Below are 20677 nucleotides of genomic sequence, written 5' to 3'. Positions count from 1 at the left end.
TGCCCTCAGGAGATCCCCGATGAATATTTCCCTCCTCATAAACGGCGCAGACCGCGCGGCCTCCGGCGGCCGGACCTACGATCGCATCGACCCCTTCACCGAGAAACTCGCCAGCCGCGCCGCCGCAGCTAGCCTGGACGATGCCGCCGCCGCCGTCGATGCCGCCTCCGCCGCCTTTGACACCTGGTCGAAGACCGGCCCCGGGCAGCGCCGGGCGATCCTGATGAAGGCGGCCGATATCATGGATTCGAAAGTCGGCGAATTTACCCGGCTGATGATCGAGGAAACCGGCGCCACCGCGCCCTGGGCCGGCTTCAACGTCATGCTCGCCGCCAATATCCTGCGCGAGGCCGGCGCCATGACCACGCAGATCACCGGCGAGATCATTCCGTCCGACAAGCCCGGCACGCTCGCCATGGGCGTTCGCCAGGCCGCCGGCGTCTGCCTGGCGATTGCCCCGTGGAATGCCCCTGTCATCCTCGCCACCCGCGCCATCGCCATGCCGATCGCTTGCGGCAACACCGTCATCCTCAAGGCATCCGAACAATGCCCGGGCACGCATCGGCTGATCGCCACCGCGCTGACCGAAGCGGGCCTGCCGGCCGGCGTCATCAACGTCCTCACCAACGCGCCGGAGGATGCGCCTGAGATCGTCGCCGCGCTGATTGCCCATCCGGCCGTCAAACGCGTGAATTTTACCGGCTCGACCAAGGTCGGCAAGATCATCGCCGAGACCTGCGGCAAGCATCTCAAGCCCGCCCTGCTCGAGCTCGGCGGCAAGGCGCCGCTGGTTATTCTCGACGACGCCGATATCGACGGCGCCGTCAACGCCGCCATTTTCGGCGCCTTCATGCATCAGGGCCAGATCTGCATGTCGACGGAGCGGATCATCGTCGACGCAGCGATCGCCGATCAGTTCGTCGCCAAGCTGGCCGCCCGCGCCAGCCAGCTGCCGGCCGGCGATCCGCGCGGCCATGTCGTTCTCGGCTCGCTGATCAGCCTCGATGCCGCCAAGAAGATGGAGGAGCTGATCGCCGATGCGACGGCCAAGGGCGCCAAACTCGTGGCCGGCGGCAAGCGCTCCGGCACCGTGGTCGAGGCGACGCTGCTCGATCATGTCACATCCGAGATGCGCGTCTATGCGGAAGAATCCTTCGGCCCGGTCAAGCCGATCATTCGTGTCTCCGGTGAGGAGGAAGCCATCCGCATCGCCAACGACACCGAATACGGCCTGTCATCGGCCGTCTTCAGCCGCAACATTCAGCGGGCGATGACGGTTGCGGCCCGCATCGAATCCGGCATCTGCCATATCAACGGCCCGACGCTGCACGACGAGGCGCAAATGCCGTTCGGCGGCGTCAAGGGCAGCGGCTACGGCCGCTTCGGCGGCAAGGCGGCAATCGCCGAATTCACCGACCTGCGCTGGATCACGGTAGAGGATTCCGCCCAGCATTATCCCTTCTGAGGGGCGTTTGTCCGGAGGCATTGAAAATCATCAGCGCCACAGCGGCTATTGCGGTTGTGGCGCATTTTACTCCGAGTTCACGGTCGGAAGAAGCCTCCTCCAGAACAGGCGAGCGGGTTTAGCGTTGCCTTAAACAAACTGTGCAAGGGTAGATGCCTGTCATCCACACCGGCAACCTGATGAAGTTTCGAAGAAATCCTAAGGTAGCGCGCGGCTTCGCGGGTTCTGCAATGAGCCACACCAGCGCATTTGCTCCAGCAATATTTGCGGCAGTCATCGCAGTCATCGTCGTCTGGGTGGCAACGAACTGGCGGCTGGAGCGATTGCTGGCCGATGAACGCTCGATTGTCGCCGGCGAGCTTGCCAGCATATCATCCCGACTTCAGACGAACCTCAACAGCAATGTGAAGCTGCTACAAGGCCTGGCGGCGGGTATCGCAGCCAATCCGGCGATGGACCAGGACGCATTTTCCAAACTTGCCGCGCAGATCCTGCTACCGGATTCACAGTTGCGAAGCTTCGCCGCGGCGCCCGGCATGGTGGTCAAGTGGGTTTATCCGGAAAAGGGAAATGAAAAGGCCATCGGACTGGACTACCGAACGAATGAAAAGCAACGGGCCGGCGCGATGCTGGCGCGCAACACCCACAATATCGTTCTGACAGGCCCGGTGGACCTGGTCCAAGGTGGAACTGCTTTTGTCGTCAGGTGCCCGATTTACATCAATAACGGAACAAGCCAGATCTTTTGGGGTCTGCTTTCCGGATTGATCGACATTCCAAGGCTCTACGGCGAAAGCGGCCTTGGCGCGACCGAGCTTGAGATCGCCATCAGCACCGTACCGGACCCGAACGCGCCCAAACAGGTTTTTTTCGGCAGCCTGGAAACTTTTTCGAAGCAACCGGTCGTGACCTTCGTCGATATGACCTATGGTCGATGGACCCTCGCCGCAGTGCCGAAGAGCGGATGGGGCCGATATAGCGGGCTCGGCACTTTTGAGCTCTATGCGAGCCTGTTGTCACTGTGTGTCGTCGCGCCGATGATCTGGGTCGGCTTTCTCACGAAATCACGCCAGAGAACCATCGAAAAGCTTCGCCTTCACAAGAAAAAGCTCGTTCGAGCACGGCAGAGACTGGAATACCTGTCGTTGCATGACGCATTGACCGGGCTTCCCAATCGACGATTTATCGACCGGATGATCGCGCAACCGCGAAGACCCGGTGCAGACGATTGCCTGATCCTGATCCACATCGACCTGGATCGCTTTAAAGAGATCAACGACACCAAAGGGCATGCCGGCGGCGACACGGTCTTGCAAACCACCGCTTCGCGCCTTGCCGATCTGGCTGGTCCAAACGATGTCGCGGCGCGGATCGGTGGAGATGAGTTCATCTTCGCCAGCTGGAGCACCGATCCCGAGCCTAAGGCGAACGGATTGGCCGAGCAGATTGTCGATAGGCTCGAGCAGCCGCTGTTCATTGATGGTACGGAGTGTGTGGTCGGTGCCAGCGCCGGTGTCGCCTGGGAAACCGAACAGGCGCGCGGGCGGGACCTCGGCCAATTGCTTCTGAATGCCGATCTGGCTCTCTACGAGGCGAAGAAGGCGGGCCGCGGCCGCGCGGCCATTTTCACCGAGGAGCTTCGCAGCGCCGCAATCCAATCAAAAGAATTGGCGGATGAATTCGATCATGCGCTCGACAGCAATGAACTCGTTGCATTCTTCCAACCGCAGTTCGATGCCAATACATTGGCGATCGCAGGCGTCGAGGCCCTTGCCCGCTGGGATCATCCGAAAAAAGGTCTGCTCGCCCCGAACGCATTTCTTGATGTCGCCGAAAGGCTGGGGCGCAGCGGCGACATGGACAGGCTGATCCTGCAGAAGGCCCTGTTCGAGCTGACGCGATGGGACAGCCTGGGAATGCAAATCCCGCGTGTCTCAGTGAATATTTCAGCGCGTCGACTGGCGCAGGCAGATCTGCTTGCCGAGCTTTCAGCACTGCCCGTCGCCAGCGGCCGCCTGTGTTTCGAACTGCTTGAGACAATCTCCTTCGACCATCTTCAACCTGTTCTCAGCGAGATCATTCCCGCTGTCAAAGAGCTTGGCATCGAAATCGAGATCGATGATTTCGGCACCGACCATGCCAGCATCGTCAGCCTGCTTCGATTTGAGCCGCGGCGACTGAAGATCGATCGAGAGATTATCAAGCCGATTATCGCGTCCCCCTCCCAGCGCCGCCTGGTCTCCTCGATTATCGAAATCGGCCGATCACAGAATATCGACATCGTTGCCGAGGGCGTGGAGACAATGGAACATGCGAAGATCCTGAAAGATCTTGGTTGCCATCTGCTGCAAGGTTACGCTTTGGCGCGACCGATGAGCTCGGAGCAGCTGATTGAATTTTGCCGCATGAGGGACAAGGGACTGACACAGGCAGGCTGATAGCTGCTGCTTTCCCGCCGCCCGGAGAGCTTGAAGACGTTGCCGATGCGCTGCTTCAGGAAGCTCCTCCTTCGGCAGACTGCAGTCCCGGGTCGAATCTATCCTTTTGTTTTTACGCAATTCCGGACGGAAAACCGCTGCACACTTTTGCGCAGCATGCTTTAGACCGAGAACCCGTCCAATGCGTCGGCAAGCTTCAGCCACAGATCATGGGGAGGCGAAGGAATGGGGCGCGAATCTTCATCGGAGATCCGAATTGCGAAAGCGGTCTCATCCGATCTGACGGACGAGAGCATCCGGCGAAATCTGGCGGCCTTATCGGTGAACTGATCCGAACCCTGTTCGCCCAGCACGGTGCGGACCGTCGCGATGGCCAGATTGAAGTTCTTTTGCAACGGCCCAAACGCGCCACGGTGTTTGTCCCGCATGCCGCGATGCAGATCGCCCTCTGCGAGCGCTACCATGGCATCGTCGAAATCGGACAGGTTATCGCCGATCGACACGATCAGCTGGTTGAGGATGGCGGCAGAACGGCAAAGATCCGGGTCGGCGTAATCGGCCTTCATTCGCCGCGTCAGATCTCCGCTCATGACGGCCGTCGCCAATGCCGCGATCTCGGCGCAGAAGCGGGCTTTCTGATCCTTGAGATCGGTTGGCGTCTCCAGGGTATCGGGACCGTCGGAACCTTGATCCCGATATGCCGTATTCCACCCCGTGCCGTTGGTTGTCTCGACCATGCACACCGAGCCTAGCGCAAGGCACCGCTGCCGTAGAACCGACAGCGGATCATAAATGCACAATTGCTATGTACCATGGCGTATTCCCCATATGCCTGCAGACCATCGTGCCGCTGCCACACAAGCCTGATATCCCCAGGTGACAGAAGGCGATCCCATCCAAGGCGACAACGCTTAAAAAAATCCTTCGGCGCCGCCACGGCCGGATTTTTTTCGCGCAGAACGGATAGTGTCGACGTATTTTGATCAGGCTTGGGCGACTGCAAACGCGTTTGGAAGGCGGCAGCCCGACATGGCACGAGCCTGCACAGCGCAAAACACGCTCTTGCTCAGTAAGTTGCGGCCGTAAGCCGGGGCAAATTACCGGACGCTACCAACGGAGATCGTTTGGGAGACAATTTGCTGCTGCCCTCCGACTTCGACTGCAAATGAATAGTGGATCTCGTCAGACACCCGCGCGACAGCCTCGGAAATTTTCAGTTTTTGATAATAATCCGCGGTATTTCCGCCTGCATTCCTATCTCGAAAATAGATCTCGTTCTGCGAGAGATCACCGAGGCTTCGGCGGAGCTGCGGTGTGAGGGCTTTACCGCTATCGTCATAAATCGCCTTGTATGAATCCGCGCTGGTTGCCGCCAACAATATGTTCCAAATGTCCTCCGGCGCAGACCTCGCTTCCAGAAAAAGCTCAATCGCGTTTTCAGGCATATCCACACCGGCAGCGCGATAGATCTCCTCCAGATCATCGGGCAGAGGATCGGTTCGGCTTCGGCTCGTCAAATCTATCAGCAGTGCGACATCGAGCGAAAATGTGAAGTGCCGTCCTGCCCTATGCCAGAGATCGACGGTTCCGAGGCTCGAATAGCCGAAGGCGGCGAGGTCATCAGCCTTCAATTCCGGCACATTGGCTAGTATCTCCCGGAAGAAGCCCTCGAAAAGAGCCGGCGTGCACAGCCAATAGTTCCTTTTTGCATAGTAGCCCACGCCATGTTGCATCCAGAACTGTCTTAGCTCCTCAGGAACTCGCCCGACGGCACTCTCCGCTTCTGCCTCGGAAATCCGTCTTGCCTCGTTGGGTTTGCCTCGCGCCTCAAGAAACTCTGCTGCGGTCATTCGCTTTACCTTTTATGTTGCTTTAACGCTTCGACTGGCACGGCCGATTGATCGACAACGGGGAGCGATGATGTCATCCTCGGCGTGGCGTCGCCGAGAACAGAAAGACGGAAGCGTCTCGGCTGATCGCTCCGCCATCCTCAAATTTTCATCGGCTTATACTCGGAGAGATCAACCCCGCCTTCGCGCGGCCCGGATCGCCATATGATGGACCGATCGGTTCGACTGCCCTCCGCATATGCGCCTCCAAGCTTCTCGTACGAATTCGAACAGGAATATGAAATTGGCTGGAAAGGCGACTTCCTCGTTCGGAATGAGGGGGTTCTCTCCCAGAGTCTCTGCAATATGCTTTATCAAGTCGCGCGGGCTTTCCTCGAAGACAGAGATATCGCGGTATTTCAAGCTCCGCACTTTTATGTCCGCCAATATTTCCACAAGACGAACCTCGCTCCTCCTCGGTCTCACCGGCAATGAACTTGGCTATTACTACCTCTAGTCTTTCTCCGACCGCGACTGACCAAACAACCCGACGTACTGTCGGCCACGTGCAGCTAAATCTACTCGGATGTGAACCAGCCGAGACCCTCGACGACACGGCCGCCATGGGCCGTCGGGTCACCGATGCGGACAAGTGCGTTGCCTTCGATAAAGACGATCGATGAACCGCCGTTGATCGTGTCAGGCCCGCCGACCACGCAGGTGCATTTATCGCCGACAACAGCAACCGGAACCCCTTCCACCGTCACCAGTGTCTGCGTTTCCGAGATCGGGCCGCCCACATGCGGCTTCGGCCCGGGTTCGACCATCGGACAAACATGGTTGTGGCCCTTGAGAGAAACATTCGTCACCGGCTCACCTCCTTTCGCAAAGACAACAATGCCTAGGATTGCTCTGCACGCAGCCTCGGCAGATCTGCCGTCGAGGGCGTGCCTGGAAATTCCTGACGGAACTTTCTGTCCGCTGCGTCGAAAAGGGCATCGGGAGGCCATAAGACCGGCTTCGGAAGCTCCTTGAAGACGCCCATCTGGAACAGGTCGTGATTTAGATAGCCGGGGTTCTGCAAGCCCTCCCATTCGCGCATGCGCAGGATCATCAGCAGCAGAACGGGAAACGCCCAATAGGCATCTGGCTCTATTTCGTAGTGCTTCTCGCGCTTGTCGCGCTTGTCGCCGGTGGTCGTCATGTCGCTGCTCTGTGCGACGTGGTAGTCGGCCGCCTTGCCGAGGATGCGGTGGAAAGCAACCACGTCCGGCTCCCGCCAGTGCTCAACAAGCTCGCTCCAGCCGCCATAACCGCCGGCATATTCGTCGTAAACCTTCTCGCGCCACTCGGTCATTGTCGCGGCCTCGTCCGCCTTCAACCAGTCCGCGACGATATCCATCATCGCATAGGGAAAACCGAAGCTGGTGACGCCCTGCCCCAGGGCTCCGCCATGGAACTTACCGCGCTGGATCGCATCCTTCTCCAGTTCCTGCAATGCAAGCCGGCCAAGCAACTCGCTCCAGTCCTTCCAGCCGACAGTCATCGTCAGAGCCAGTCCGTTGACGAAATCGGGAAAGGAGATCGCACTGTTGGTGTTCAGATGCTGGATACCGATCGCATAGGGAAGTCGCGGAGCGGACAGGCGTGCCGCCATCGCCAGTCGGTCGGATGCCGGATGGCCCTCGACGGCGCTCAGGACAAAGGCCTTCAACTCCAGAAGGCTAAGCTGGCTCAGGTATCGGCCGATGGATTTGTCGTGGGAGTCATCGCCGTCTAGCCATTCCTGCAGGTCGCTACGCACCAAGCTAGCCAGCATTTTCTCGTACTTAACCTGCCACTCCGGAAATTCCGTCGTAACGTATTTTCTGATTTCTGACAGATTCATGTCTACCCTAAACCCTGTTTTTAGCTTCACCTTGAACACATCTATTTTTTCGGAGGCCCACGACTGCGGCTTCTCCGACCGATCGGCTTACCCTCGCTTGTGACTTGCCCGCCACTGCCGTCATACCACTTTACGCGGCTCTCGCGTTCGCCCGGAGCGTAGTTCCAGTCTCTTTCACGATAATTCGTGACTGCACCAGTGTCGGCATCGACGTCATATTTGATTTCCTTGAAGTCTGGGCTTTCGTCCAACCATCTCAAAGCCTTCTGCGCGTCCGCGACCTGAGCCGGGGTAGCATTCTTCCACTCACCACTTTGGGACGTAACACGCTCCAGGCGATCCCGTACATAAGCCGGCCCGCCCATGTAGGATTGATCTTCACTCAATATAGCGCCGTTAGATTTGACCTCCCCAAAGATCACTTTGTTGGTCGTTGGGTCACGTCCAATCAGATCAACGCCGTTGCCCTGCGGGTTCTGGATAACCAACTGCTGGCTATAGCCCTCGTCAGAGAACTTCTTGCGCGCCTGCCCCTCTGCCTTGTCGGACATTTCCTTATAGTTGAACTTCTTCTTTTCAGCGGTCTCCGGCCCCCCCGGGTCCTTGACGTTTTCATGTGTCGACTTTGGGAGCCCTGCCTGGTCGTCGCCAAAACCCTTATGTGCTTTGGCATGCTCCACAACCTTTGCTTCAGGGAGCTCGATGCGAGCAGTCTTGCCGACTTTTCCACCGACCCGCTTCAGCATGATGACGATCTTGCGCGCTGCACCGCCGACCTTCTTGCCGATCGACACCGCCACCTTGAGGGCGACGGCGCCCGCACCGGCCGTCAGAGCGCCGGCCGCCGCCGAGATCGCCAATTCAAGCGCGAGGAAGGCGCCGTCAATGCCGAGCGTCCCGAAGGCGTAGCTCGGGCCGCCCTTCTCCCAGTCGGAGAGGAACTGGTTGTAGCGCGCCAGAGCGGTCTCTTTCAGCGCATTCCACACCTTGGAAAGAGCTGCGGTGACCTGTGCGTGGCGCTCATCGACCGTACCTTGCGTAGCCGCGATGACCTTGTCCTCGGCTGTCGTGTCCGCCTTGTAGTCGTAAAGTCCGGTACTTTTGCCGAGCCATTCGACCGTCGCCTTGCCGCCCTTCATGACCTGTGAGGTCTGGTTCACGTCGACGGCGACACTGTCGCGTATGCTGCGGTCGAGATTTTCGATATCGCCCTTAAAGCCGGGATCATAGCCGAAGAAGCTGCCGACCTTCTGCGCTGCCCATAGGCCGCCGCGCTGCATGCCGAGATGAGCGGCGCCTAAACCGGGTGGCGTGTAATCGTCGATCGCGACGCCGGCGGCTTCAACAAGGCCCATGGCCTCCTTGACCGCGTCCTCCATTGCGGCAAGCACCGCTTCTCGTGCCGCCTTCTGCTCCTCCGCGGAACCCAGGACGCCGCCCAACAAGCCAAGCGTATAGACCATGCTCCAGTATTCGAGCAGCTTGTCATAAGTATACTTCTGCAGATCGGTCTCTGGATTTGGATGAAAGCCCTGCGGGCGCGTATCCGGATATCCGGCCCCCATCGCGCTACTACCCATCGACATTTTCCTCAAGAAAATGCCACTTCTGAAGCTCCTGCGGCACGAGCTCGTCGAAGTTGAGCGACGGCGCTCCAATCGCCGCCATCAGGCCGCCGGTACCGAGACCGACACTTCCAAGAGCCGCGGACAATGCCCCGAGCCCTATAGCAATGTCTGCCGAGTTCTGCGGATTGGCCTTGGACATCAGTCCCTGGACAACGGAAACCTGCTGTTCGGGACTGAAGGACAATTCGGCCATGGAACCGAATGGTTGGATCCCAACGCGCCCCTGAAAGCGGCTACGAACTTCATCGCGAACGGTGCGCCGTTCGTTTGCCTCGGGGATCCAGCCGCCGGAGGTTACGAGGGTCATCCCGTCAGCTCCTGCGGATATCGACTTTCGAAGCCTTCAGGACCAGTTCCTGTCCCGCCTCGATCGTCACGTTTTCGCCCTTGACGTGAACCGTCCCGTCGGCCTCCATCCTGACACTGGTCTTGCCGACCACGATCTCGTAGGTTTTGCCCACGACCGTGGACTTGGCCATACCCACTTCCTGATAGTGGCCGATGGCGGTCGAATCGTTGCGGATGCCCCCGACCGTCGTCTGCAATCCGCCGCCGATCGTCATCGATTTCGCAGCGCCGACGATCTCTGTGGAAGATACCATCACCGTCTCGGCCTTGTTTTTGGCCACCCCGATAACGAGATTGCCCTCGCCCATGGTCGAGTCAGACAGGAAGCCGAGCTTGTCTGTGAACGCACCAAGCTTATCGGTGAGCAAGTCGCCGACCTTGCTGCGCAGAATACCCATGGCGGCCGTCACTCCCTTCTGAAGGATGTTCGGGCCGACCATCAGCGTCATGTTGCCGCCAATCACTTCGTGGTGGTTGTTACCAACCTCGATCGTCTTGTTATGGCCGACCGATTCCGACTGGTTGTTATCGACGCGCTTCGAACGAGAATTTTCGACATGAATGCGATGATCCCGCTGCGCATGCATGTAGATTTCTTCCCGACCGTTCTCGTCCTCGAAGCTCATCTCGTTGAAGCCGGTGCCCTTATGGGTTTGGGTTCGGAATGTACTCTTGGTCTTATTCGCCGGCAGCGTATAAGGCACCGCATTGGCGGGATTGGGCACCATGCCTGTCACCAGCGGCCGGTCGGGGTCGCCGTCGACGAAGGCGACCATCACCTCCATGCCGATCCGCGGAATGATCTGCCCGCCCCAGGCGGAGCCGGCCCAATTCTGCGCCACCCGCACCCAGCAGGTGTCGGAACCGTCCTTCTTCGCCTTGCGGTCCCAGGGGAACCACAGCTTGATGCGGCCGTACTGGTCGGGATGGATCTCCTCACCGGAAGGGCCGGCGACGATTGCCACCTGCGTGCCCTCGATGCGCGGCCGCTTCGTCTCGCGATGCGGCGTCATTGCCACCCGCGACGGCACGGCCTCGAAGGTGTTGGTGTATTCCGGCTCGTTGCTGTTGGTCTCGTAGGAACGGTCGACGACGGTATGGGCCGCCTTGACCACCACGTGCTCTTCATAGACGTGGTCGGGATGGGCGACTTCATAGGGGGTGAAGCGGCGCCCTGCCTCCAGGATGCGGGATGTGGAGCCGCCGAAGACCCGGTCGTGGTCGGCTTCGGAGGCCTGCATCCTGAGTTTTTCCGCCCGCTCCGCCTCGGCCACCGAGGAAATGCGGGCTGGATATTCGTAGAGTTCGCGCTTGGTCGCTTCCGGCATCTGCACCAGCGACGGGGTCATGGTGCCGGGCACCATGCGCGGCGTTTCGAAATTCCAGTCGGCGCCTGCGCGCTGGCCGGGCACATAGGAATAGCGCCGGCTCCACTCGGTGATGTGGTTGCGGTCGGCCGAGCCCTGGGCCAGGCGCACTCGCCCTTCGCCCTGCGCCGAAGGCGACGGGCCGAGCCAGGATCTGGGGCTGTCGGCGACATGCAGCTTGTGTTTGCCGTCCTCATGCGAGAACCAATAGAACAGGCCGTCCTCCTCGAAGCGGCGGGTGAGGAAGGCAAGGTCGGTTTCGTTCCACTGCACCGAATAATGCTGCGGTGGCGGCGGCGTGATCACGCCCGATGTGTCAGGCGCCGGGATGCCGTGCTCGGAAAACAGCGTCTCAACGATATCGACCGCGGTCTTGTCCATCCAGATGCGGCAGTCGGAACGGCGCGACAGCAGCCACATCTGCGGCCTGAGCACCATCGAATAGGATCTGAGGCCGCGGGTGATCGGCGGGCCCTCGTTGAGTTCGGTCACGAGGCCGTTGAACGGTCGGCGCACGCCGCCTTCGCCATCGCCCTGCTGCACCTCGACGGAGACATCCATCAGCCGGCCGATCAGTTCCTCCGGCTTGACGGATGGCTTCTTGGCGCGGGCAGAAAGCTTGATCTCGAAGAGCGAAGAAATCCCTTCCTCGATCGTAACCCGCTCGGGCAGAAGTTGGTCTTCGCCGAGCGGCGAGACGATCTTCAGAATGCGGTTCGCCTGAATGAAATCGGCGGCAAGGGATTGCAAATCGTCCATAACATCACGTTCCGTCTTGGAAGCCGATTACTACTGCTGTTGCGGCCGAGGATGGGTTTTGAGGTAATCCGCCAGTGCCGAGAAATACTGCCCCAGCATTTCGGTATTCGCCCGATCGGACACCTGCCTGTAACTTTCGACCAACGCGTCGCGCTTGGCCTTTCCGCCCGGACTCCCGTAGAAATCCGAGAGCACCGACAAGTCCTGCGCCGACAGGGTGGCGAGCGCAAAGGTAAGCTGTGCCTTCTCGTTCGCTCGCGCCGTATCCTTGGGAATCGGCTTCTCGTTCTCGTTTCGGGAGCGCAGCGCCGAGATCACGTTCGGCATTTGGGACTGCAGCTTGCCTTGCGAAGCGGACGCCAGTTCTTCGGTATCGGAATTGGAAAGAGCCTCGAGGGAGAGATACATGAGCTGCGAGGTGAAGGCGGCTTCGACAGCAAGATCCGGGCCGGCCATCAGATTGGCGAGCTGGCTGATGCGCGGACCATTGTCCGGGTCGGCAAGACGCGTCTCAATATCCTTCGCCGCCGTCTGATCCTGCGCTTCGGTCATCCGCGCAATCTTTGCCTGCCCCTCTTCCAATGCCGTCGCCGCTTTGGCGAGAGGTTTCGGATCGACGCCATCGTCGCCGGCGTTTGCCACGGCCTTCGATATCTCGGCAGCCATGCTGTCGGTTTTGAAGGAAGACCGTGCGGCCGTTTCGAGCAGCGGCTGCACTTGCGAAGCCTCGGAAATGCCGCGATCGGACGCGGCCTTGGCGACATTTTCGACGGCGGCAGGCGTTCTGGAAAGGCGCGCTCCTACCTGCTCGATTTGAAGCAGGGATTGATCGACGGAACCGGATGCGCCTGTTGTGCCGGCAGCAGTCGCTGCCAGAACGCAGGCGGCGGCCGCCGGGATCACCAGCCATCGCATGCGACCCATCAATCCACGCTTCAAGACGTCAGTCAACCGCATCGGCACCGCCTCAGATCATCCTGACATCGGTGAGCTGCCTGGGCCGCGCATCGGTGGAAAGGCGGTTGATGATCTGCTCCGCCTTCGCCATCTGGGCGCCGCCAGTCGGATCGATCAACAGCTTTTCGGCAAAGTTCTGCTCGGGATAGAAGGACGAATTGCCGGTGAGACGGCTGAGCGTATTGATGCGATCGCGCACGACCGATCCGACATTGTCGTATTCGACACGCTGACCGGGATCGTAGGGCTGGAAAGGCCGGCCGGTGAAACGCGGCGAAATGGACTTTGGATAGTCCGATGCCGAAGGCAGCTGCGGAATAGCCTTCTTGCTGTATTCGATGTCGCGGCCGATGCCGCCGGCTGTTCCGCCGGTGGACGGCACATAGGTCACGAGCTTGTCGGAATCCAGAACCGCGCTCATGTAGAACAAGAGCTCCATCTTCTGGGACAGCCGGTTTTCATCGACGCGCCGGCTTTCGGGCGGATTGCAGAACGGCGTCTGACCGACCAGATCGGCAAGCCTCGATTTGCTGGCTTCGCTGATCGAGTTGTCCTGCTGCACGCCCCTGATGAATTCGTGCACGCAGACGTGGTTGATGGCGATGAAATCATCGATCCGTGTCTTGAAATTCAGGGCGGTCGGGGCGGACGCGATCGGCGCGCTGCTCGTGAGTTTTTCCGCAGCGCTCGTCACCTGCTTGTTGGCAAGCTTCTTGGCTTCGTCGAGGATGCCGCCAAGCGCAAACATCACCGCCTTGCTGTTGGTGGCGGCGTGCATGACGCCAAAGGTGCGGTTGAGATTATTGTTGCAGATCACGTTCAGCGCGGCGCGGCCCGCCAGCACACGCAACGAAGTCGTCGCGAAGGCAGCCATCATGATGCTGCCGGTCAAGATCGACGCGGACAACACGAAAAGCTCGGCCAGCATGCGGTCGCGGGCTTCCTGGGCCTTTGTGGTCTTCTGGAAATTGTCGATGGCGAGATCGTAGGCCCGCACATAGGGACTAGAGATATTCGTCTCCCATTGGGACTTGTACTTGGGCAGTTCTACCAGAATATCGTTCAAACGCTCAGTTGCAGCCGACACGATCATCTCCATTGTCCAAAGCGCAAACAGCCTGTTCAATCGCCTTCCTTGGGGAGACGAGAGAACATGGGACGACAATGCCAGCAGCAAGGCTGGCATTGCCGATGTCGTGAAGCGTCAAGCAGCCTTGGTGGTGGCCAGATCGTAAGAGGCGATCATCGGCGACTGCGGCGAGTGCTTGTCGTCGTAAGGCGTGTACTTCACTTCCATCTTGGTGAAGTTCAGCTTGATCGTCTCGACCGGGCGGTCGCCATTGGAATCGATCGAGTAGCTGGCGATCAGCGTGTTCTCGAGCGAATACTCGATATAGGTGTCGCCGGGATTGCCCGTGGTGACGAGGTGGATGACGGAGCGCTTGCCGGTGCGGCCCGAGCAGGCCTCCTGGAAAAGCTTGGTCGACGAGGAGTCGCTGACCTTGGTGAGGATCACTTCCGAAACGGTCGGCTCGGAAGCTTCGCGGTTTGCCGCCGAACCAGCGGAGGTGTTCATGTTGCGGGCGACGTTCCAGTGAATGGCTTCGATGTCCATCCACTTGCGATGCTGTTCGTGGGTAGCATCCCCTTGGATACCGTCGATCTGAAGATAAATCGGCATGCTGTCAGCTCTCCTGTTGGCGGTTGAGTGCCTAGTTGCGTCTAAGGCGTAGTAGCCTTTCTTCTTCCTGCTCCCCGAGTGCGCTTGCGGCTCGGGGTTACTTCATCCGACAACCGGTTTTCCCCCGGCGTGTCGAATTCCTGCGGGGCAGCCTCTTCGGCATCAAGGCCGAAGCGGTGGCCATCGTAGCCGATGGCAATCCCCGTAATTTTCTTGCCCGTTGCGACGGCATCGAGGAAAAATGTCGAAAGATCGGGCAAGAGGTCGCGGGCGATCATCACCTCGATCGCGCGGGCGCCCATCTCGCTGGTGCGCGCCCGCGAAATCAGCGCGTCGCGGGCTTCCGGCGACAGCGAAAGCGTCGTCCCGTAAGTGGCGGCAACCCGCTCGCGGATACGGCCGATCTGGATGTCGACGATGCCGGACAGCGTCTCGGTGCCGAGCGGCATGAAGGGCAGCACCGTCGTGCGGCCAAGGAAGGCCGGCTTGAAATGCTTCTGCAATTCCGGCAGCAGCAGCGCTTCGAGTGCATCCGGTCCGGGCATCGTGTCGGGATCGGCGGCAAGGGCCGCGATCATCTCCGAACCGGTATTCGCCGTCATGACGATGGTGGTGTTCTTGAAATCGATGTCCCGGCCTTCGCCGTCACGCAGCGTTCCCTTGTCGAACACCTGGTAGAAGATTTCCTGGACACCCGGATGCGCCTTGTCGATCTCGTCGAGCAGCAGCACGCCGTAGGGCCTGCGCCTCACCGCCTCGGTGAGCACGCCGCCTTCGCCATAACCGACATAACCGGGGGGCGAACCGAGGAGCATGGAAATCTTATGCTCCTCCTTGAACTCGGACATGTTGATGGTCGTGAGGTAGCGGCTGCCGCCATAGAGCATGTCGGCGAGCGACAGCGCCGTTTCGGTCTTGCCGGTGCCGGACATGCCGACCAGCAGGAAAACGGCCGGCGGCCGGCGCGGATCGGAAAGCCCGGCGCGGGCCGCCCGCATGGCCGAAGCGATCCGCTCGATCGCCGCGTCCTGGCCAAGCACCCTCTCCTTCAGCCTGATATCGAGCGTCTTGACGGTCTCGATCTGGTCGGCAAGCAGCTTGCCCAGGGGAATTCCGGTCCAGCGGGCAACGACGGCGGCAACGATCTCCTTGTCGACGACGCGCGGCAGGAGCGGTGTTTGATCCGCCACCGCCGCCAGGCTCCGCTCCGTCGCGGCAAGGGCCGCGCGGGCGCTCTCGGCCGTCATGGTCTGTGGTGGGAAAGGCGCCACATTCGTGCCGTCGCCCGCATTGTCGGCCGGCGCCAGCGGGACGATTGCGTCGTCGGGCGAGAAAAACTCCTCCAGCCGGTCGGCCTCGCGGACGAGCCGGTTTTCTTCGTCGAATTTCGACCGCAACGCCTCGATCTCGAAAACGATCTCCTGCTGCTTCGCAGCGATTTCGCCAAGCCGGGCGCGCTTTTCCGGAGTCTCCGGTTCGCGGGCGAGCCAGTTCGCCTCGGTTTCCAGAAGATCGCGCTCGTCGGTCAGCAGCTTCAGCGCCTCCGGCGTCGTGTGGCGCGCCAGCGCCACGGCGGCGGCGGCCGTGTCGATCAGGCTGATCGCCTTGTCGGGAAGCTGCCGGTCCGGCAGATATCGCGCCGAAAGCCGGACGGCAGCGACGATCGCCTCGTCGCGGATGCGGACCTTGTGATGGGTTTTCAGGCCTTCCGCCACACCGCGCAGCATGCGGATCGCGGCTTCCTCGTCCGGCTCACGGACATGCACCGTCTGGAAGCGGCGGGTGAGCGCGGCGTCCTTTTCGATGAAGCGCTTGTATTCGCCCCAGGTCGTCGCCGCGATCGTGCGCAGCTCTCCCCGCGCCAAAGCCGGCTTCAGAATATTGGCGGCATCGCCCTGCCCTGCCTGTCCGCCGGCACCGATCAGCCCGTGCGCCTCGTCTATGAACAGGATGATCGGCTGCGGGGAGGTCTTCACCGCATCGACCACGCCATGCAGCCGCCTCTCGAACTCGCCTTTGACGCCGGCGCCTGCCTGCAGCAGGCTGAGATCCAGCAGCAGCAGTTTCACGCCCTTCAAGCGGGCCGGCACATTGCCGCCGGCGATCTCCAGGGCGAGGGCTTCGGCCACCGCGGTCTTGCCGACGCCTGCCTCGCCGACAAGGATCGGATTGTTCTGCCGCCGGCGCATCAGGATATCGATCACCTGCCGCAGCTCGCGATCGCGGCCGATGACCGGATCGGTGCGCCCCGCGCGGGCGTCCGCCGTCATGTCGCGGGTGTAGAGCCGCAGGAATTCATTGTCTCCCGCCGAGGCGGCCGACACGGAAAGCTCCTCCGACGGACCGGGCGCTTCCGCCTCCAGCAATCTGTCGAGCTTTGCTCTGTCGAGATTGCGCAGCGACGGGGCGATGCCGCGGATAAGGGCCCGCAATGCCGGATCGCTCAGCAGGGCGGCAAGCAGATCGGCGAGAAGCACGATATTGCGCCCGCATTGCAGCGATGCAACCAGAAAGGATTCCCTCCCAAGGGCAAGCAGATTAGGGGAGAGCGCCAGCGAGGCGCCATCCTGGCGCGGGATGTCGGCGATTGCCGCGTCGAGCTCGGTTCGCAGCGTCGCGGAGGAGGTCCCGAGCTCTTCGAAAACGGCGGAAAAGCCCGCAATATCAACAAGGGAGCGAAGCCAATGGGCGATGTCCACAACGGCGTGCTGGTGACGCACAGCAAGTGAAGCCGCTGTCTCAAGACCGACACGTAGATTGGGCTCAAGCGTTCTTATCAGACGATTGAGATCGATATGGGACATCCGCTAGTCCTGTTTTTACGTCGAAATTCAGCGCGCTCTCGTGATGCGAAGAACAACTAGGGCGCTCATAAACCCTTGTCCAGAAGAAAAACGACTCTATTTTAAAAAATGAGCATATCGAAAGTCGTCATAAATCCGTCATCATCCGGAGATGGTTGACAAGCCAATACAGGCCGCCCAAAATGCCAGCCATCTGCTGTATTCTCTGATTTTTGAGGTATTTAACCGCGTGAACGTCCACGAAATTATCGATCCACTTGAAACAGATCGCCCGTGCGGAGAAAACGTGCGCGTTAATACTGCGTCACGTGAAATATACTATAGAATTAAGGACGCGAGGAACGCCGCTCGTACAGCCGAACGTAGTATTTCTCCGGGTGACGTTATTGCGCTTGCACCTGCTTGGCACGATGTTAGCAATCTTGGATTGCAGATCCTTTCTTCCCGGAGCAAGGACATCGAAGTATTGGCCTGGCTGGCCGAGGCTCAGCTGCGGCTGCGCGGCTTCTCAGGATTGCGAGATGTTTACGTCGCAACCGTGTCGCTTTTAGACAAGTATTTCGACACTTTGCATTCGATCGGGGATAACGATTTCGAGGAACGGTTCGGGCCCTTCGCAGGCCTCAACGGTGTCGGCGGCGAGGGAACCCTCATCCAGGCTATTCGTTTGACATCGTTGATCCCGGACGGGAAATTCGCTCAATTTTCGCTTTGGGATTTCCAGCTTTCGCAGCGGCCGAACGAGGCCAAACGGCGCGAAGAATTGCAGCAGGCGGCCGCAGAAGCCGGTGTCGCGCAAATGTCAGCCTATCTCGGCGTGCTCACAGAGTGCATCGCCGCTTTCGACCGCATGGTCGAAATACTTGACCGACACTGCGGCGACCAGGCGCCACCGAGTTCGAATACACGCAATGTGTTGCAGGAGGCCGCGTCTGCAATCCGGATGCTCGCCGGCATCGAAGCTTCCGCGGCCGCAGCCGAAACGCCTGCTTTGCAAGGGCTGGAGCCGCTACAGGCAGGTGATAGCGACGGTGCCGAGACCGTTCGCACGCGGCCTGCCGGCGCTGAGGCGATTCGTTCGCGGGAAGAGGCCTTCGAACTTCTGGTTGCCGTGGCGCGCTATTTTCGCCGCACGGAGCCCCATTCACCGATCTCCATGTCGATCGAGACGCTGGTGCGTCGCGGCCGCATGGATTTTTCCGAGCTTCTTGCCGAGCTCCTGCCCGAACAGCACACGCGCAATGCCGTGCTGACGGCAGCCGGCATTCAGCCCGTCACCGACAAGGGAGGCTAGCGGCGCGCGGCCGGGCTTTCGGCCGCAATCCGGAGCATCCGCAATTCGCAATCCGCCGATAAGACGAAGGAGAATCTCGATGGCAAGTGTGCATGAGAAACTGGAACGGGTTCGCAAGCCGCGGGTCCACATTAAATACGAAGTGGAAACCGAAGGCGCGATGGTGGTGAAGGAGCTGCCTTTCGTCGTCGGCGTGCTCGGCGATTTCTCCGGCAATCCCACGCAGCCGCTCAAGGCTTTCGGCGAACGCAAGTTCGTGCAGATCGACCGCGACAATTTCGACGACGTCATGCGCCGCATGACGCCGGGCCTCACCCTCTCGGTCGAGAACACGCTTGAGAAAAACGGAACGGAGCTTCCAGTTTCGCTGAAATTCGAAAGCATGGCCGATTTCGAACCCGGCGCGGTCGTCGATCAGGTGCCGGCGCTGAAGGCCCTGCTCAACGCCCGCAATCAGCTGCGCGACCTGATGAGCAAGGCGGACCGCTCCGAGGAGCTCGAGCGTCTGCTCGAGGACATCCTGCAGAACAAGGCCGATCTCTCGCAGCTGGTGACCCAGCTTGGCGGCGACAAAGCCGAAGCGGCGAAGGACGCATTGAACTGAGCGCCTGGGATCGCGGACCGATAGCGGCCCGCGCGCTCCATTCCTGAAGAGTCGTTGTCCGGCAGCGGCCCCTTTTGAAGGGAACCCCTCATGCTTCGAGGGCCGCCGCTTTCGCAAAAAGGATCGATAGATGACCGCCGAAACGCAATTGCAAACAAAGGAAGAAGTAGGCTTCGCAGCCGATGAGAGCCTGCTCTCGAAGGTCGTTGCGGCAACCCGCCAGACCGAGCCCGACCGTGCCCAGGACCTGCTGCGCACCTTGACCGACCAGGCCCTGAAGGGCACTGTCACCTATGATCGCAACCTGACGATCACCTTGAACAATGCCATTGCCGAGATCGACAAGGCGATCTCAAGTCAGCTCGCAGCCATCATGCAGTCGCCGGAGTTCACCAAGCTCGAAGGCGCCTGGCGCGGCTTGAACTATCTCGTCAAGAATAGCGAGACCAGCGCCAATCTGAAGATCCGCGTGCTCAATGCATCGAAGCGCGATGTCGCCAAGGATCTGGCCAAGGCCGTCGAATTCGACCAGTCCAGGCTCTTCAAGTCGGTCTATGAAGACGAGTTCGGCACGCCCGGCGGCGAGCCGATGGGCGCGCTGATCGGCGATTTCGAATTCGACAACTCCTTCGACGACGTCCAGCTTTTGCAGGGCGTCTCGATGATCGCCGCAGCCGCTTTCGCGCCGTTCATCTCGGCGGCGAGCCCCCGCATGTTCGGTTTCGAGGATTTCCGGGAGCTGGCAAAACCCCGCGATCTCGAAAAAATCTTCGAGACGGTCGAATACGCCAAGTGGCGCAGCCTGCGCGACAGCGATGATTCGCGCTTCGTGACGCTCGCCATGCCGCGCGTGCTTGCCCGCATGCCGTACGGCCCGAAGACCAGCCCGATCGAAGAGTTCAACTTCGACGAAACCGGCGGCTCCAAGACCGGCGAGCTGTCGCACGGTTCCTACTGCTGGATGAACGCAGCCTATGTAATGGGTACGCGTCTCACCGAGGCCTTCGCCAAGAACGGCTGGTGCACCGCCATTCGCGGGGCGGAAAACGGCGGCAAGGTCGAAGGCCTGCCGATGCACATCTTCTCCAGCGACGACGGCGATCTGGACCTGAAGTGCCCGACGGAAGTCGGCATCACCGACCGCCGCGACGCCGAACTCGGCAAACTCGGCTTCCTGCCGCTCTGCCATTACAAGAATACCGACTATGCGGTGTTCTTCGGGGCGCAAACGGCGCACAAGCCGAAGCTCTACGATCGGCCCGAGGCGACCGCCAATGCGGCCGTTTCCGCCCGCCTGCCCTATATGATGGCGACCTCGCGCTTCGCCCATTATCTCAAAGTGATGGGCCGCGATAAGATAGGCTCCTTCATGGAGGCGGAAGATTGCGAGGCCTGGCTCAATCGCTGGATCTCCAACTACGTCAACGCCAATGACGACGCCGGCGAGGAGTCGCGGGCGAAATATCCGCTGCGCGAAGCGAAAGTCACCGTGCAGGAAATCCCCGGCAGGCCGGGCGCCTACAACGCCGTCGCCTGGATGCGTCCTTGGCTGCAGATGGAGGAGTTGACCACCTCGCTGCGCATGGTCGCCCGGATTCCGTCGAAGAACTGAGAA

Annotated in this window: 16 protein-coding genes; 5 read left to right on the top strand and 11 right to left on the bottom strand. The window is 60.3% G+C overall.

Annotation, left to right across the window (positions count from 1 at the left end; all coding sequences use genetic code 11):
- Window positions 1-19 precede the first annotated feature (19 nt).
- Together CO667_RS25535 and CO667_RS25530 are read left to right on the top strand one after the other, a co-directional pair.
- Window positions 20-1465, top strand: a complete 1446-nt coding sequence (locus tag CO667_RS25535; RefSeq protein ID WP_097621076.1) for an aldehyde dehydrogenase — start codon at window positions 20-22, stop codon at window positions 1463-1465.
- A 179-nt stretch (window positions 1466-1644) separates the two neighbouring features.
- Window positions 1645-3903: an EAL domain-containing protein gene (locus CO667_RS25530; RefSeq protein WP_097621135.1), complete on the top strand. Its 2259-nt coding sequence runs from the start codon at window positions 1645-1647 to the stop codon at window positions 3901-3903.
- Window positions 3904-4064: 161 nt separating this feature from the next.
- Here CO667_RS25530 and CO667_RS25525 read toward each other — a convergent pair whose 3' ends face one another.
- From CO667_RS25525 to tssH, 11 genes are all read right to left on the bottom strand, one after another.
- Window positions 4065-4493 (bottom strand): chemotaxis protein, encoded by a 429-nt coding sequence (locus CO667_RS25525; protein WP_245433277.1) that lies wholly within the window; start codon window positions 4491-4493, stop codon window positions 4065-4067.
- A gap of 507 nt (window positions 4494-5000) precedes the next feature.
- Complete coding sequence (locus CO667_RS25520; RefSeq protein WP_097621074.1) at window positions 5001-5753, bottom strand: GAD-like domain-containing protein; 753 nt, start codon at window positions 5751-5753, stop codon at window positions 5001-5003.
- A gap of 557 nt (window positions 5754-6310) precedes the next feature.
- Window positions 6311-6559, bottom strand: a complete 249-nt coding sequence (locus tag CO667_RS25510) for a PAAR domain-containing protein (RefSeq protein ID WP_097621134.1) — start codon at window positions 6557-6559, stop codon at window positions 6311-6313.
- 74 nt (window positions 6560-6633) lie between these two features.
- The gene (locus tag CO667_RS35975) at window positions 6634-7659 is read right to left on the bottom strand and encodes a hypothetical protein (RefSeq protein WP_245433275.1); all 1026 of its coding nucleotides are present in this window, start codon (window positions 7657-7659) and stop codon (window positions 6634-6636) included.
- Window positions 7660-7661: 2 nt separating this feature from the next.
- Window positions 7662-9200, bottom strand: a complete 1539-nt coding sequence (locus tag CO667_RS25500; RefSeq protein ID WP_097621072.1) for a hypothetical protein — start codon at window positions 9198-9200, stop codon at window positions 7662-7664.
- Window positions 9193-9555, bottom strand: coding sequence for a hypothetical protein (locus tag CO667_RS25495; protein ID WP_097621071.1), 363 nt, complete (start codon window positions 9553-9555; stop codon window positions 9193-9195). The genes CO667_RS25500 and CO667_RS25495 overlap by 8 nt, the downstream gene beginning before the upstream one ends.
- Window positions 9556-9559: 4 nt before the next feature.
- On the bottom strand, window positions 9560-11722 hold the full coding sequence (gene tssI / locus CO667_RS25490; RefSeq protein ID WP_097621070.1) for a type VI secretion system tip protein TssI/VgrG: 2163 nt from the start codon (window positions 11720-11722) through the stop codon (window positions 9560-9562).
- Between the two features lie 30 nt (window positions 11723-11752).
- Window positions 11753-12679 (bottom strand): hypothetical protein, encoded by a 927-nt coding sequence (locus CO667_RS25485; RefSeq protein WP_245433272.1) that lies wholly within the window; start codon window positions 12677-12679, stop codon window positions 11753-11755.
- Between the two features lie 10 nt (window positions 12680-12689).
- Entirely contained in the window at window positions 12690-13772 is a 1083-nt protein-coding gene (locus tag CO667_RS25480; RefSeq protein WP_245433287.1) for a hypothetical protein, read from the bottom strand.
- 111 nt (window positions 13773-13883) lie between these two features.
- On the bottom strand, window positions 13884-14360 hold the full coding sequence (locus tag CO667_RS25475) for a type VI secretion system tube protein Hcp (protein WP_003575677.1): 477 nt from the start codon (window positions 14358-14360) through the stop codon (window positions 13884-13886).
- A 41-nt stretch (window positions 14361-14401) separates the two neighbouring features.
- Window positions 14402-17164 carry a type VI secretion system ATPase TssH gene (tssH, locus tag CO667_RS25470; RefSeq protein ID WP_097621068.1) on the bottom strand — a complete coding sequence of 921 codons (2763 nt, stop codon included), beginning with the start codon at window positions 17162-17164 and terminating at the stop codon, window positions 14402-14404.
- A 229-nt stretch (window positions 17165-17393) separates the two neighbouring features.
- Between tssH and tssA the strand changes: the two genes are divergently transcribed.
- From tssA to tssC, 3 genes are all read left to right on the top strand, one after another.
- Entirely contained in the window at window positions 17394-18458 is a 1065-nt protein-coding gene (tssA, locus tag CO667_RS25465) for a type VI secretion system protein TssA (protein ID WP_097621131.1), read from the top strand.
- A 79-nt stretch (window positions 18459-18537) separates the two neighbouring features.
- A complete protein-coding gene (gene tssB, locus CO667_RS25460) occupies window positions 18538-19062 on the top strand; it encodes a type VI secretion system contractile sheath small subunit (RefSeq protein ID WP_097621067.1) in 525 nt (174 codons plus the stop codon).
- A gap of 130 nt (window positions 19063-19192) precedes the next feature.
- Window positions 19193-20674 (top strand): type VI secretion system contractile sheath large subunit, encoded by a 1482-nt coding sequence (gene tssC / locus CO667_RS25455; RefSeq protein WP_097621066.1) that lies wholly within the window; start codon window positions 19193-19195, stop codon window positions 20672-20674.
- The last annotated feature ends 3 nt before the right edge of the window (window positions 20675-20677 follow it).

Source organism: Rhizobium sp. L43 (genome assembly GCF_002531725.1).
Lineage (GTDB): Bacteria > Pseudomonadota > Alphaproteobacteria > Rhizobiales > Rhizobiaceae > Rhizobium.
Note: the sequence above shows the minus strand (reverse complement) of the source record. Positions and strands in the feature narration are given on the sequence as shown.